Origin of the sequence: Sphingomonas sp. PvP018, assembly GCF_017876865.1 — a bacterium.
Taxonomy (GTDB): Bacteria; Pseudomonadota; Alphaproteobacteria; order Sphingomonadales; family Sphingomonadaceae; genus Sphingomonas; species Sphingomonas aerolata.
This window is the reverse complement of the sequence record NZ_JAGIOU010000001.1, coordinates 3,822,224-3,835,709: the sequence shown is the minus strand read 5'-3', so window position 1 is coordinate 3,835,709 and position 13,486 is coordinate 3,822,224. Positions and strand designations below refer to the sequence as shown.

The 13,486-nt window shown below is 66.7% G+C and carries 15 protein-coding genes; 11 read left to right on the top strand and 4 right to left on the bottom strand.

Going from position 1 to position 13,486, the window contains the following annotated elements; all coding sequences use genetic code 11:
* Positions 1-280: 280 nt before the first annotated feature.
* The gene (locus tag J3A66_RS17305; RefSeq protein ID WP_209570186.1) at positions 281-1,789 is read right to left on the bottom strand and encodes a YifB family Mg chelatase-like AAA ATPase; all 1,509 of its coding nucleotides are present in this window, start codon (positions 1,787-1,789) and stop codon (positions 281-283) included.
* A gap of 137 nt (positions 1,790-1,926) precedes the next feature.
* Here J3A66_RS17305 and J3A66_RS17300 point away from each other — a divergent pair, with 137 nt between their 5' ends.
* The 8 genes from J3A66_RS17300 to dapE all read left to right on the top strand — a co-directional run bounded on the left by J3A66_RS17300 (position 1,927) and on the right by dapE (position 7,587).
* Positions 1,927-2,244 carry a hypothetical protein gene (locus J3A66_RS17300; protein ID WP_348634073.1) on the top strand — a complete coding sequence of 106 codons (318 nt, stop codon included), beginning with the start codon at positions 1,927-1,929 and terminating at the stop codon, positions 2,242-2,244.
* Positions 2,245-2,331: 87 nt separating this feature from the next.
* Positions 2,332-2,466, top strand: a complete 135-nt coding sequence (gene rpmH / locus J3A66_RS17295; RefSeq protein ID WP_031393806.1) for a 50S ribosomal protein L34 — start codon at positions 2,332-2,334, stop codon at positions 2,464-2,466.
* Positions 2,467-2,498: 32 nt separating this feature from the next.
* Positions 2,499-2,888 carry a ribonuclease P protein component gene (gene rnpA / locus J3A66_RS17290; protein ID WP_051916324.1) on the top strand — a complete coding sequence of 130 codons (390 nt, stop codon included), beginning with the start codon at positions 2,499-2,501 and terminating at the stop codon, positions 2,886-2,888.
* A gap of 196 nt (positions 2,889-3,084) precedes the next feature.
* Positions 3,085-3,333, top strand: coding sequence for a membrane protein insertion efficiency factor YidD (gene yidD / locus J3A66_RS17285; RefSeq protein ID WP_081874402.1), 249 nt, complete (start codon positions 3,085-3,087; stop codon positions 3,331-3,333).
* Positions 3,330-5,039, top strand: coding sequence for a membrane protein insertase YidC (yidC, locus tag J3A66_RS17280; protein WP_056406343.1), 1,710 nt, complete (start codon positions 3,330-3,332; stop codon positions 5,037-5,039). Before yidD ends, yidC begins: the two co-directional genes overlap by 4 nt.
* Positions 5,040-5,131: 92 nt before the next feature.
* Positions 5,132-5,728, top strand: a complete 597-nt coding sequence (gene yihA / locus J3A66_RS17275) for a ribosome biogenesis GTP-binding protein YihA/YsxC (RefSeq protein ID WP_245337131.1) — start codon at positions 5,132-5,134, stop codon at positions 5,726-5,728.
* 66 nt (positions 5,729-5,794) lie between these two features.
* Entirely contained in the window at positions 5,795-6,469 is a 675-nt protein-coding gene (locus tag J3A66_RS17270; RefSeq protein WP_031393802.1) for a glutathione S-transferase, read from the top strand.
* The gene (gene dapE, locus J3A66_RS17265; RefSeq protein ID WP_209570180.1) at positions 6,466-7,587 is read left to right on the top strand and encodes a succinyl-diaminopimelate desuccinylase; all 1,122 of its coding nucleotides are present in this window, start codon (positions 6,466-6,468) and stop codon (positions 7,585-7,587) included. Before J3A66_RS17270 ends, dapE begins: the two co-directional genes overlap by 4 nt.
* Before the next feature lie 9 nt (positions 7,588-7,596).
* Here the strand turns inward: dapE and J3A66_RS17260 are convergent, their stop codons facing one another.
* The 3 genes from J3A66_RS17260 to J3A66_RS17250 are packed head-to-tail and all read right to left on the bottom strand — an operon-like array spanning position 7,597 to position 10,170.
* Positions 7,597-8,181 carry a Smr/MutS family protein gene (locus J3A66_RS17260; protein ID WP_192141973.1) on the bottom strand — a complete coding sequence of 195 codons (585 nt, stop codon included), beginning with the start codon at positions 8,179-8,181 and terminating at the stop codon, positions 7,597-7,599.
* Entirely contained in the window at positions 8,156-9,526 is a 1,371-nt protein-coding gene (locus J3A66_RS17255; RefSeq protein ID WP_348634072.1) for an MltA domain-containing protein, read from the bottom strand. The genes J3A66_RS17260 and J3A66_RS17255 overlap by 26 nt, the downstream gene beginning before the upstream one ends.
* A complete protein-coding gene (locus tag J3A66_RS17250; protein WP_156360333.1) occupies positions 9,523-10,170 on the bottom strand; it encodes a Tim44/TimA family putative adaptor protein in 648 nt (215 codons plus the stop codon). Before J3A66_RS17250 ends, J3A66_RS17255 begins: the two co-directional genes overlap by 4 nt.
* A gap of 184 nt (positions 10,171-10,354) precedes the next feature.
* On the opposite strand from J3A66_RS17250, the gene secB reads away from it, so the two are divergent.
* Genes secB through trpS form a run of 3 tightly spaced genes read left to right on the top strand, consistent with a single transcriptional unit; the run spans position 10,355 to position 13,470 of the window.
* Positions 10,355-10,864 (top strand): protein-export chaperone SecB, encoded by a 510-nt coding sequence (secB, locus tag J3A66_RS17245; protein WP_031394740.1) that lies wholly within the window; start codon positions 10,355-10,357, stop codon positions 10,862-10,864.
* Between the two features lie 23 nt (positions 10,865-10,887).
* Positions 10,888-12,453, top strand: a complete 1,566-nt coding sequence (gene murJ, locus J3A66_RS17240; protein ID WP_159512499.1) for a murein biosynthesis integral membrane protein MurJ — start codon at positions 10,888-10,890, stop codon at positions 12,451-12,453.
* 9 nt (positions 12,454-12,462) lie between these two features.
* Positions 12,463-13,470, top strand: a complete 1,008-nt coding sequence (trpS, locus tag J3A66_RS17235; protein ID WP_056406335.1) for a tryptophan--tRNA ligase — start codon at positions 12,463-12,465, stop codon at positions 13,468-13,470.
* The last annotated feature ends 16 nt before the right edge of the window (positions 13,471-13,486 follow it).

Below are 13,486 nucleotides of genomic sequence, written 5' to 3'. Positions count from 1 at the left end.
CTGCCGGTGCCACAGGCACCGCACGTCACACGGGTCGCCGTCTCGACTGGTGCAATCGCGTCTGCTGGAGCGCGGGATGCAGCCCGGAATGGGGCGGGGTCGATAAATGTCACTGTCGCTCCTTACCGCGCTCTGTCGGGGCCGGACGGGCATGAGAACCGGCGCGACGCCACCTCACTCCAAACTCGGTGAGGTCATTGTTAATCTACAACAATTAACGGAATGATTAGTACTAGCTTATTATCATAGATCAAGTATCTTGTAGAGGTCCAAACATGCGTCAATTAGTTGGCGGACGGCGGCGATAGCTCAGCGCTTCCGCGACATGGATCCGCGCCACATGATCGGCGCCGGCCAGATCCGCGATCGTCCGCGCGACGCGCAGTATCCGGGTATAACCCCGCGCGGTCAGCCGCATCGCCTCCGCCGCCTGCACCAGCAGACGCTGTCCCTGCGCATCGGGGGTAGCGACCGACTCGAGCAACGGGCCGTCCGCCTCGGCATTCGTCCGCACGAAATGTTCGCGATAACGCTCGGTCTGCACTCGGCGCGCCACCGCCACTCGAGCCGCCACCGCTGCCGATCCCTCGCCGGCCTGGGGCAGGACGAGATCCGCCGCCGTGACCGCTGCCACATCGATGTGCAGGTCGATTCGGTCGAGCAGCGGCCCGGACACCTTCGCTTGATAGTCCGCGGCACAGCGCGGTGCCCGCGCACAGGCGAGGCCGGCATCGCCGAGATGACCGCAACGACACGGATTCATCGCCGCGATCAGCTGGACGCGGGCGGGGAAGGTCACATGCGCATTGGCGCGGGCGACGCTGATCGTTCCCGTCTCGAGCGGCTGGCGCAGCGAATCGAGCACCGCCCGCTGGAACTCGGGCAATTCGTCGAGGAACAGCACACCCAGATGCGCCAGGCTGACCTCCCCGGGCTTCACCTTCAGCCCTCCCCCGGTCAGCGCGGCCATCGACGCCGAATGATGCGGGCTGCGGAACGGGCGGGTTCGAGTCAGCCGTCCCCCCGACAACGCGCCTGCCACTGACTGGACCATCGACACTTCGAGCGCCTCGGCGGGGTCGAGCGGCGGCAGGATCCCCGGCAGGCACGCCGCCATCAGCGATTTGCCCGACCCCGGCGGACCACACATCAACAGATTGTGCCCACCCGCCGCAGCGACCTCCAGTGCGCGCTTGGCGGTCTCCTGCCCGCGAACCTGCGCAAGGTCAGGCCCGGCCGGCGCGACATCGACCTCGCCAGGCTGGGGCGCGCGCAGCAGGCCATGGCCTTTGAAATGGTTGATCAGCGCGAGCAGGTCGGGCGCGGCAACCACCTCGATCGACCCGGCCCAGGCCGCTTCCGATCCTTGCGAGGCCGGGCAGATCAGCCCCTTGCCCTCGTTCGACGCATGCAGCGCGGCGAGCAGGACACCGGGCGACGCGGTGATCCGCGCATCGAGGCCGAGCTCGCCGACGACGACATAATCGGCAAGCATTTCGGCATCGATCACCCCCATCGCCGCCAGCAATGCGAGCGCGACAGGAAGATCGAAATGCGATCCTTCTTTCGGCAGATCGGCCGGCGACAGGTTCACCGCGATCCGTTTCGGCGGCAATGCCAGCCCCATCCCCGCAATCGCGCCGCGGACCCGCTCGCGGCTCTCGCCGACCGCCTTGTCCGCCAGCCCGACGAGGTTGAACGCAGGAAGCCCCGGAATCAGCTGGACTTGTACTTCGACGGCGCGCGCTTCCAGCCCGAGATACGCCACTGTCGACACGATCGCCGCCATGAAAATCCCCCGCCGCGTCGCTCGTCATGGCGGATCGCCACCGTCACGCCCTATTCATACCGGATTTGGCCTTTGGGCAATGGCAGGCGGCACGGTGCCGTCTTGCCAACCTAACACACCGGTCCCAAATGCCTCGCGTGAACGCCGTCCGCTCCTCGACCTATCGTCTCGTCCAGCTGTTGTGCGGCGGGATGATGATCCTTGCCGCCCCCCTGCTGACACCGGTGCCCGGGCCGGCGGGGGTCTTCGTGTTTGCCGGCGGCATGGTCCTGGTGCTGCGCAATTCGCCAAGGGCACGGCGACGCTGGGGCCGGCTGAAGCGCCGCTGGCCGCGGGGTGGCCATTTCGTCGACCGGATGATGCGCCGCCGCAGCGCGTTGCGACGGCACGCGCGCGATCGTGCCGCCGCGGTTTCGCAGCGAGGCGATTCAGCGAAGACGGAGCGGGTGAATTGACTTGTCCCCCTAGTTTGCCTAAGCGCCCACCCATCAAGGCCGTCCCCGTGGCGGCCGTTTTCTATTTGATGACCTAGGGAATGACCAATGAAGCGGACCTTTCAGCCGAGCAACCTGGTACGTGCACGCCGTCACGGCTTCCGCGCACGGATGGCCACGGTCGGCGGCCGGGCAGTGATCCACGCCCGCCGCGCCCGCGGTCGCAAGAAGCTGTCGGCCTGAACGTCGCGGCCGGCGATGCCGGCCTGACGATCATGTCGAAACGCCGCGATTTTCTCGCGGCGAATTCGGGGAAGCGCGCACCGATGCCGGGATTCGTCCTGCTCATGCGCCCCCGCGATGACGGTGACGAGACGATGCGAATCGGCTTCACCGTCACGAAGAAGATTGGCAACGCCGTCGTCCGTAACCGCATGAAACGGCGGTTGCGGGCTTTGGCGCGTGAGCTGTTGGCGGAACGCGGTGTCGCTGGCGCCGATCATGTACTGATCGGCCGCAATGGCGGCATCGAGCGCGATTACGCGCTGTTGCGGACCGAACTTGGCAAGGCTTTTCGCAAGGTAACGCCGCAAGCAGCAGCTGCTGCTTCAGTGGATACCACCACCCCGGCGAAGGCCGTGGCCCAGGTGGGGAAGCCCCTTTAATGCACCGCAGCCGCTCGTCACTAGCGTCCCCCAACTGGGCGCCGGCCTACGCCGGGGTGGTCCGCAGTCTGGAGTGGCGCGGTGCCGAAGGCGCGATCTTGCACCGCTTTTTGTTCTCACGCGCAGGCGGGAGTCCAGTCTCGATCCCCGCCTTCGCGGGGAAACAGTTTTGGGGTGCACTGGTCCCGGCCGCATCGTGCTAGCCCGCCTCCTCATCCTCGTCGCACGCGGCTGGCAACTCGGTCCTTCACTGGTCCTGCCGTCGAGCTGTCGCTACGATCCTTCCTGTTCCGCCTATGCAATCGAGGCCGTTGGGCGCTATGGCGCGCGCAAGGGGGGCTGGTTGGCGGCGAAGCGCATCGCGCGCTGCCATCCTTGGGGCGGGTACGGACCCGACCCAGTCCCAGAGCTGAAGCCTGAGAAATTGAAAGACGCCGCCCTGTGAAAGACGACAAGCAGAATTTCGTGCTGTTCGCGGTTATCGCGGCGCTCATCCTGTTCGGATGGCCGATGATCCAGGGCAAGTTCTTCCCGACGGCCAATCCACCGGTGACGAAAATCGAAGGCGGCAAGACGAAGGCCGTCGCGAACCCCGCCGCCGATCCGGCCGCCGACGGGGCCGCCGCAGTGCGCGATCGCGCCGCGGTCATCGCCGAGACGCCGCGCGTCCGTATTGAAACCCCGCGGGTCTCCGGCTCGATCAACCTGAAGGGTGCGCGGATCGATGATCTCGTTCTCAAGGGCTATGACGAGACCGTCGCGAAGGATTCTCCGCCGATCCGTCTGCTTTCACCGGCCGGTGCACCCGACGCCTATTTCGCGAGCTTCGGCTGGCGCGCGCAGGGGCTTGCTCCGCCTGCCGCTGACGCCGTCTGGACTGCGTCGGGCGCGACGACGCTGACGCCGACGACTCCGGTCACGCTCGATGCGACCAACGCCACGGGCCAGCGCTTCCGCATCCAGATCGCGGTCGACGGCGATTACATGTTCACGGTCCGCCAGACCGTGCTCAACGCTGGCACCGCGCCCGTCCCCGTTGCCACCTATGGCCTCGTCAACCGTGTCGGCATCTCCAAGGATCCGTCGTCGATGACGATCCACGTTGGGCCGATGTCGGTCGACAATGGCGGCGCGCATTACCGTCCGAACTACAAGGACATCGACGAGGCTCCGCAAAAATTTTCGACCACCGGCGGCTGGCTCGGCTTCACCGACAAATACTGGCTGACCGCGCTCGTTCCCGACCAGGGCCAGGCGTTTGACGGCCAGTTCCGCGCGGGCGCCAACAAGGCCTATCAGGCGGATTACGCGCTGCAGCCCAAGCTCATCGCCCCCGGCCAGGCGGTGACCCAGACGTCGCGCTTCTTTGCGGGCGCGAAGGAGGTCAGGCTGCTCGATCGCTATACCGATCAGGCGGGCGGCGTCGCCAAGCTCGATTATGCAATCGACTGGGGCTGGTTCCGGATCGTCGAGAAGCCGATCTTCTATTATCTCGACTGGCTGTACCGCACGGTCGGTAATTTCGGCGTCGCGATCATTTTGCTGACGGTGACGATCCGCGGCCTGCTCTTCCCGATCGCGCAGCGCCAGTTCAAGTCGATGGCCGCAATGCGCGCCGTCCAGCCCAAGACGAAGGCGCTGCAGGAGAAGTACAAGGACGACAAGGTCCGCATGCAGCAGGAGGTCATGGCGCTGTACAAGGCGGAGAAGGTCAACCCGCTCGCGGGTTGCGCGCCGACGCTGCTCCAGATCCCGATCATGTACGCGCTGTACAAGGTGCTGATGCTGACGATTGAAATGCGTCACCAGCCGTTCGTCGCGTGGATCAAGGATCTGTCCGCGCCCGATCCGCTGACGCCGCTTAACCTGTTCGGTCTGTTGCCGTTCACCCCGCCGCACATGATCGCGATCGGCATCGTCCCGATCATCCTCGGCATCAGCATGTACTTCCAGTTCAAGCTGAACCCGACGCCGATGGATGACACGCAGAAGCAGGTCTTCAAGCTGCTGCCCTGGGTGCTGATGTTCGTGATGGCGCCGTTCGCCGTCGGTCTTCAGGTCTACTGGATCACGTCCAACTGCCTGACGATCCTTCAGCAGAAGCTCCTCTACGCCCGACATCCGGGCCTGCAAGCACCGGTGACCAAGTGAACGACCTTCCGAATGCCGGCTCGAACCTCGGTCCCGATCTCGAGCAGACCGACGCGCCGTTCACCGCGGAGCAGCTCGAGAATGCGCGCAAGCTGTTCGCCGGCCATGTCGGCTTCCTGAAGTCGGCGCCAACGCTCGAATTCCTGCCCGATGCTTCGGTGCCGGAGGTGGCGTTTGCCGGGCGGTCGAACGTCGGCAAGTCGTCGCTGCTCAATGCGCTGACTGGGCGCAATTCGATGGCGCGTACATCGAACACGCCTGGACGCACGCAGGAACTGAACTTCTTCGAGGTCGGCGCGCCGCTCGCTTTCCGCCTCGTCGACATGCCCGGCTATGGCTTCGCCAAGGCGCCCAAGGATGTCGTCAAGAAGTGGCGCTTCCTGATCAACGACTTCCTTCGCGGCCGCGACGTGCTCAAGCGCGCGCTCGTGCTGATCGACTCGCGCCACGGCATCAAGGACGTCGATCGCGAGATCCTCGAGATGCTCGACAAGGCTGCGGTCAGCTATCGCATGGTGCTGACCAAGGCGGACAAGATCAAGGCGTCGGAACTCGTCGAGGTCACCGAGCGCACCGCGGTCGAGGCCCGCAAGCGCCCCGCCGCGCATCCCGACATCCTCGTGACGTCGAGTGAATACGGCATGGGCATCCCCGAACTGCGCGCGGCGGTCGTCGAAGCCGTCAGCTGACGCCCGTGCATCCGGCGAGGGCGGCAGAGATTGCCCTCGCCGCTCCCGCCCGCTAGTCCCCGGGCCATGAAACTCGTCATCGGCAACAAGGCCTATTCCTCCTGGTCGCTTCGCGGCTGGCTCGCGTGCAAGCAGTCCGGGCTGCCCTTCGACGAGGTCGTCGTCCCGCTCTACGATGCGGAATGGGAAAAGCGACGCCAAGGCGATGAGTTCGCCCCCTCGTCGGGCAAGGTGCCGATCCTCTGGGATGGTGAGGCGGTCGTATGGGACAGCTTGGCGATCGTCGACTATCTCGCGGACAAGGTAGGTCGCGACCGCTTCTGGCCCGAAGACGAGGCAGCACGCGCGATGGCTCGCTCGATGGCGGCCGAAATGCATTCCAGCTTTGCCGCGCTGCGCAAGAAGCACAGCATGAACGTCCGTCAGATCTTCCCGGCGCAGCGCCCCGACGACGATGTCCTGGTCGATCTCCAGAGGATCATGGAGCTCTGGGCTCAGGCGCGCGCGCGCTTTGGCGGTGGCGGCGATTTCCTGTTCGGTACGTTCGGCGCGGCCGACATCATGTACGCGCCCGTCGTCACGCGGATCGTCACCTATCAGCTGCCGATCGCCCGGTTCGCGCAGGGCTATATGCAGGCAATGTTCGACCACCCCTTCATGCAGGACTGGATCGCCGGCGCGCAGGAAGAGGATTGGGTAATCGAGCAATATGAGCAGCCGGCGCCGAGCGCGCTGCGGTGATCGATCCCTTGGCGCTGGCGCAGGCGCTGCTGGCCGAAGACAGCGTCACGCCGGCGCAGGGCCGCGTGTTCGACGTGCTGGAGGCGGCGCTGACTCCGATCGGCTTTGACGTCGACCGCTTCACGATCGGCGAAGCGCCCGACGGTCCGGTGGAAAACATGCTCGCGGTCCGGACCGGATCGGGGCCGCATCTGGCATTTGCAGGGCATCTCGACGTCGTACCCCCGGGCGAGGGGTGGCAGGGCTCGCCCTGGTCGGCCGAGGTCCGCGACGGCCTGCTCTACGGGCGCGGCGCTGTCGACATGAAGGGCGCGATCGCCGCCTTTGCCGCTGCCGCCAGCCGGACCGACGCGGGCACCGTGTCGCTGATCATCACCGGGGACGAGGAAGGTCCTGCAACGTTCGGGACGCGCGCGCTGATCGACCGGATGGCGTCACGGGGCATCCGTCCCGACCAGTGCATCGTCGGCGAACCGACCTCCACCGCCGCGCTCGGCGACACGATCAAGATCGGTCGGCGCGGCTCGGTCAATATCTGGATCAGCGTCCCCGGGCGGCAGGGTCACGTCGCCTATCCGCATCTCGCCGACAACCCCATCCCCCGGCTGGTGGCGATCCTCGCCGAGATCGAGACCGTCGCGCTCGACCAGGGCAATGCCTGGTTCCAGCCGTCGAACATCGAGGTCACCGATATCGCGGTCGGCAATCCCGCGCATAACGTCATCCCCGCCGCAGCGTCGGCGCGGCTCAGCATCCGGTTCAACGACATGCATAGCGGCGACGCGCTGATCGCCCGGATCGCCGCACTGGCGGCTCGGCATGATCCCGCAGCAGTCGTCACCGGCCGCGTATCGGGTGAAGCCTTTCTGACGAAACCCGGGCCGTTGTCGACTCTGATGTCCGACGCGATCACTGCGGTGACGGGCGTCGTCCCAGACCTGTCGACGACGGGCGGCACATCCGACGCGCGGTTTTTGGCGAAGCTGTGCCCGGTGGTCGAATTCGGGTTGATCAATGCTACGATGCACAAGGTGGACGAGGCGGTTGCGGTCGAAGACCTGTACCGCCTGACCGACATCTATGCCGATGTCATCGTGCGTGCGATCGAGCGCGGATAACCCATCGTGTCAGCCGCCCAGTTCGCGGCTGCGACGCAGGATGATGTAGAGCGCCCCTGCCCCGCCGTGCCGGGGATGCGCGCCGCGGACCGCGACGATACCGCCGGCGTGACGCGAGATCGACAGCCAGTCGATGACTGCTGCACGGATCGCGCCGCGGGCGTGCGGCCGTTCGCTTTCGGGGCGCGGCGGCTTGCCCGTCACCAGCAACAGCACGCGGTCGCCACGGGCGATCGCGCGGGACAGGCCGGTGTCGAGGATCGCGTGCGCGGAGGCGAGCGTGTGCCCGTGAAGATCGATCGAGCTGTCGGGGCTGACCGCGCCACGCAACAGCCTTTTGTCCCAGCCCCCGTCTAGCGTGTTGGCCGGCGACAGGGTGCGCGCCGCCGCCTTCAACGGCGCTGCGCCGGGTGGGGGCGGAAGCGTTGGCAGGCGAATGCCCTTGGTCGGCTTCACCTTGCGCGTCGTCGCGACGGGCGCGGCTAACGGCACGACCGGGGGCACGAGCTTGGGGACCGCGCGCATTGGTCGCACGGTCTGCATCACGCGCGCCCAGAGATGCGCCTCGTCAGGGTTGAGCGGACGACCCGTCATAGCGCGCCCCGTTCGCAGTTGCGGCGTTCAGCCGTGCGGCGGTGCCGATCGGGAGCAGAAGGAACGCGGTGCCGCGCCCCGCCATGCCGCCAGCCGTCGCCTCGGCAGCGGCGCCGGCGCCCCAGAAGGTGTCGAACCGGTTGCTGCCCTTGATCGCGCCACCGGTATCCTGGACGATCCACAGCCCGGTCGCATCCTGCCGGTCGAGCGACAGGATCACGGGCGCGCCGAGCGGCACGAACTTTACGTCCGCCGCCGCGCTGACCTGCCCGGTCACGGGATAGCCCATCGCACCCTGCGGCGCGCCGTCGAGTTCGCGGAAGAACACGAAGCTCTTGTTCTCGCGCATGATCGCCTGCGCCTCGACGGGGTGATCGTGGAGCCACCGCACGATGCCCTGCATCGAGGTCTGGCCGGGCTGCAACAGCCCGCGCGTCTTCATCAGCGCGCCGATGCCGGTATAGTCGCGGCCGTTCTGTGTGTCGTAGCCGATCCGCAGGATCGACCCGTCGGGCAGACGAAGACGTCCCGACCCCTGGATCTGCAGGAAGAAGAGTTCGACCGGATCCTTCGCCCAGGCGAGGATCGGCGCGGTGTCGGCAAGCGCACCCTGCTCGATCGCGGTGCGGTCATAATAGGGAATGAAGTTCGAGCCCGACACGCGGCCGCGGATCTTCTTGCCCTTGAGCGATGTCGAAAAGGCGCCGAGATCGACGTCGATCAGATCGCGCGGGCGACCATAGACCGGGGCATAGCCGTCGCGGCGTTCGAGCGAGCCGGCGATCTCGGGCTCGTAATAGCCCGTTGCGAAGGCCTTGCCGTCACCGACCTGGACCGCCTCGAACCACTGGGTGAAGAATGCGCGCGCGCCACCGGGCCCGGTCGCCTGTGCCGCGGCGCAGGCGGGTTGCCAATCGGGACCGCGGGTCAGCCCCGACTGGTCGGAACGACGCTGCAAGCCGGGGCAGCTCGTGACGAAGGCCAGACGTGCGGCCTCGGCCTGCGCATCGCTGATCGGCAGCGTTGCGAGCGACGGCCCCAGCGTTACGCCGGCCGTGACCGCGCTGACCGGGGCGAGCGCACCGGGCAGAGGCGGTGCGACGGGAACGGCAGCCAGCGGTACCGCCCCAACAATGCGGGCGGGTATCTGGATGCCGCGAATGTTGCGAATGTTGTCACTGTTTGGGGTAAATTGACCCCGTGACGGCTTTCCGGCGGTGGCCGCCGGCGATGCGGTGCCCGGCGAGGACGGGCGGTCGGTCGGTGCCGCGACACCGCCGACGCACCCGCTGAGTGCCAGGGCCAGCGCGAACGAACCGCCAATCCCCCTGATCGCGCGCGTCACGCCTCGTCGGTGTCCGCGAGCTTCCAGTTCGGGCCGGCGCTCTTGAGCGTCCGGACGAACGTCCAGATGTCATGCGTCTCGACCGCGTCGGTGAGCGACCCGGCGATGACTTCGCCCGCCTCGTTGCGCGTGATCGCGGCGATGTCCGCATCGAAGCGCACCGAGATCCGGGCTTCGCGGCCCGAAACCGACGCGTCGGCGATCACCGCACGTTCGATCGTCACCAGACGATTGTCGAGCGTCTCGCCGGCCGCCTCGCGCGCCGCGATCGCCTCCACGAAGGCGGTGCGGACATCGTCCTCCGCCAGATCGGCGAGCGTATCGGCATCACCCTTCCAAAAGGCCTCCAGCGTCATGCGATAGGCCGCCTGCGCACCTTCGAGGAACTGGTTGACGTCGAAGCCGGGCTCGACGGCGATGATCGAGCGCAGGCCGGGTTCGGCGCGCGCGTCGATGTTGCGGTTCGCGATCGTCCGCTGTTCGGCGGCCGCATCGATCGTGCGCGGGATCGTGACGGGTATGGACCGCTCCTCTGCCGCACGCGGCAGGGGCTGCTGTTCATGACCGGTCCGCTTTCCGAGCACGCTATAAAGACGCATCGCCAGGAACCCTGCGACCATCGCGAGAAGTACTACGTAAAACAACCGTGCCTCCGATCTTCGTCCCAACATAGGGCAACGGCGTCTCTTTTCAAACCCGCCTAGGATTCCGTGGGATCCGTAGCCGTTGAAACACCCGTCGGGCACTGCTACGCGCACTGCCTCAAGACACGAACGCGCGACCCGTCCGCTTCGGTCCCACCTCATTTATACGAAGGATTCGCAGATCATGGACGACCAGAACGGCATGTCGATCGCGGATCAGCCGCTTGCCAATGGTGCCGACGAAGCGCCCGCCGCCGGCCTGATCTCGCAGTACGTCAAGGATCTCTCGTTCGAGAACCCCAACGCGCCCGCAGTCTATCAGAACCAGACCCCGCCCGCGATCGACGTCCAGTTCAACATCGGCGCGGCGCAGGTCGGCGACGAGGTGCACGAGGTCGTGCTGAAGATCGACGTCCGCGCCGAGACCGACGGCCAGGTCGCCTTCATCGTCGACCTGTCCTTTGCGGGCCTGTTCGGGCTGCGCAACATCCCGGCCGAGCATGTCCAGCCCTTCCTGCTGGGCGAGGCCCCGCGCCTGCTGTTCCCGTTCGCACGCCGCGTGCTGTCGGATGCGGTGCGTGACGGCGGCTTCCCGCCGCTGCTGCTCGAGCCGATCGATTTCGCGCAGCTCTATCTCCAGCAGTCGGAACAGCAGGGCATCCAGCCGAACGTCGGCGATTTCGGCCAGGCGTGAAGCCCGGACCGGAGGGCGCATAGGTGAACCTGACCAAGGCGCTGGGATCGGTTGGCGGGCTGACGCTCGCCAGTCGGATCCTGGGGCTGGTGCGCGATTCGCTGTTCGCGCGGTTCGTCGGCGCGGGGTTCGCATCGGATGCTTATCTGATCGCGTTTCGCCTCCCGAACATGTTCCGCGCGCTGTTCGCGGAAGGCGCGTTCTCGGCCGCATTCATCCCGATGTTCAACCGCAAGGTCGGCGACAAGGATGGCCGCGGCCTGCCCGACGGCATCGCCTTTGCCGAGGACGCGCTGTCGGTGCTGCTGCCGGTGCTGATCGGCATGACGGTGCTGCTCGAGCTCGCCGCCTGGCCCGTCACCTGGCTGCTGACCTTCGGGTTCAACGGGGCGAGCGCGGAGCGCTTCGCCTATGTCGTCCACCTGTCGCGGATCATGTTGCCCTATCTGCTGCTGATCAGCCTCGTCTCGCTGCTCGGCGGCATCCTCAATTCACTGCATAAATTCTGGATCAACGCCGCGGCGCCGATCCTGCTCAATGCGACGCTGATCGCCGCACTGCTGCTGTTCCACGAGCGGCTGCCGCTGATGACCGCGCGCAACCAGGCGATTGCGGTCACGGTGTCGGGCGCGCTCCAGCTTCTCTGGCTGATCTACGCCTGCCGCAGATCGGGCGTCGTGCTCCGGCTGAAGCGGCCCCAGCTCAACCCCGAGGTGAAGCGGCTGATGTCGCTGATCTGGCCCGCCGCCGCGGGTGCGGGTGCGGTGCAGATCAACCTCGTCGTCTCGACCGCGCTCGCCGCCGCGCTCCTGCCCGCGGGCTCGGTCTCGTACATTTATTTCGCGGACCGGCTGAACCAGCTGCCGCTCGGGCTGATCGGCATCGGTCTCGGCACCGTCCTGCTCCCCACCATCTCGCGCCAGCTCGGTCGCGGCGAGGAGACGGAGGCGATGGCGACGCAGAACCGCGGCATGGAGCTGGCGCTGTTCCTGACCCTGCCCGCGACGGTGGCGCTGATCGTCTGCGGCGTGCCGATCGTCGGCGCGCTGTTCCAGCACGGCAAGTTCGCGCTCGACGACAGCATCCTGACCGCGCAGGCGCTCGCCGCCTTCTCGATCGGGCTGCCGTCCTACATCCTCGTGAAGGTGCTGACGCCCGGCTATTATGCGCGGTCCGACACGAAGACGCCGGTGCGCTATGCGACGATGTCGATGGTCGTGAACCTCGTCCTCAACCTCGCCTTCATCAAGCCGCTCGGCCATATGGGCCCGCCGCTTGCCACCGCGATCGCGAGCACGGTCAACGTCGCGATGCTATACCGCACGCTCGTCCGTCGCGGGCATTTCGTCCCCGATGCCCGGTTGGTACGGCGGACGTGGCGGCTGCTGGTCGCCGCGCTGATCATGGGCGGCGTGATGTATTTCCTCAACGACCTGTTCCAGCCGTTCGTCACGGGCAGCGGGACCGAGCGCTGGGGGGCGATGCTCGTGCTGGTCGCGACCGGCGGGGTCGTCTATGCGATCGCCACCCTGCTCACCGGCGCGTTCCGGCTGGGCGACATCTCCACGCTCCTGCGTCGTTCCAAATAAGGTTTTCCCATGCGCGTCGTCTCCGGCATCAAGCCCACCGGTAATCTCCATCTCGGCAATTACCTGGGGGCGGTGAAGCAATGGGTGACGTTGCAGGACGACGTCGTCGCGCAGGGCGGGGAGTCGATGTTCTTCATCGCCGACCTGCATGCGCCGACCGAATGGATCGCGCCCGCCGAACTCTCGTCACACACCCTCGAGGTCGCCGCGACGATGATCGCGGCGGGTGTCGATCCGGCCAAGTCGATCCTGTTCAACCAGGCGCGCGTGCCCGCGCACAGCGAGATGGCGTGGCTGCTCAACACCGTCGCGCGCGTCGGCTGGCTGAACCGCATGACGCAGTTCAAGGATAAGGCGGGCAAGAACCGCGAGGGCGCGAGCGTCGGGCTGTATGACTATCCGGTGCTGATGGCGGCGGACGTGCTGCTCTACAATGCGACCCACGTGCCGGTGGGCGAGGACCAGAAGCAGCATCTCGAGCTTGCGCGCGACATCGCGACCAAGTTCAACGGCGATTACGGCGTCGACCTGTTCACGCTCCCCGCGCCGCTGATCAGCAAGGCGGCGCCGCGGATCATGAGCTTGCGCGATGCGTCGGCGAAGATGTCCAAGTCGAACCCGTCCGAACAGTCGGTGGTCAAGCTGATCGACAGCGACGACACGATCGCGGACAAATTCCGCAAGGCGAAGACCGATCCCGACCTGCTGCCCGCGACCGTCGACGAGCTCGGCGACCGGGCGGAGGCACGCAACCTGCTGACCATCTATGCCGCGCTGGCGGACAGCGATGTCGCGACCGTGCTCAGCGAATATGGCGGCAAGGGGTTCGGCGCGTTCAAGCCGGCGCTCGCGGATCTCGCAGTGGCCAAGCTCGGGCCGATTCGCGACGAGATGGTGCGGCTGCTCGACGATCGCAGCGCGGTGACCGCGGTGCTGCGCGACGGCGCGGAGAAGGCGCGCGCGCTCGCGGCACCGGTGCTGAAGCGCACGCAGGATGCGATGGGGTTGCAGGTCTAGGCTGCCTTGCACCCGT

Excerpts from the sequence above, each read along its gene's own strand:
- J3A66_RS17305 (WP_209570186.1), bottom strand. The coding sequence starts at position 1,789 with ATGGCGGCGATCGTGTCGACAGTGGCGTATCTCGGGCTGGAAGCGCGC.
- rpmH (WP_031393806.1), top strand. The coding sequence starts at position 2,332 with ATGAAGCGGACCTTTCAGCCGAGCAACCTGGTACGTGCACGCCGTCAC.
- rnpA (WP_051916324.1), top strand. The coding sequence starts at position 2,499 with ATGTCGAAACGCCGCGATTTTCTCGCGGCGAATTCGGGGAAGCGCGCA.
- J3A66_RS17270 (WP_031393802.1), top strand. The coding sequence starts at position 5,795 with ATGAAACTCGTCATCGGCAACAAGGCCTATTCCTCCTGGTCGCTTCGC.
- J3A66_RS17260 (WP_192141973.1), bottom strand. The coding sequence starts at position 8,181 with ATGACGGGTCGTCCGCTCAACCCTGACGAGGCGCATCTCTGGGCGCGC.
- secB (WP_031394740.1), top strand. The coding sequence starts at position 10,355 with ATGGACGACCAGAACGGCATGTCGATCGCGGATCAGCCGCTTGCCAAT.
- trpS (WP_056406335.1), top strand. The coding sequence starts at position 12,463 with ATGCGCGTCGTCTCCGGCATCAAGCCCACCGGTAATCTCCATCTCGGC.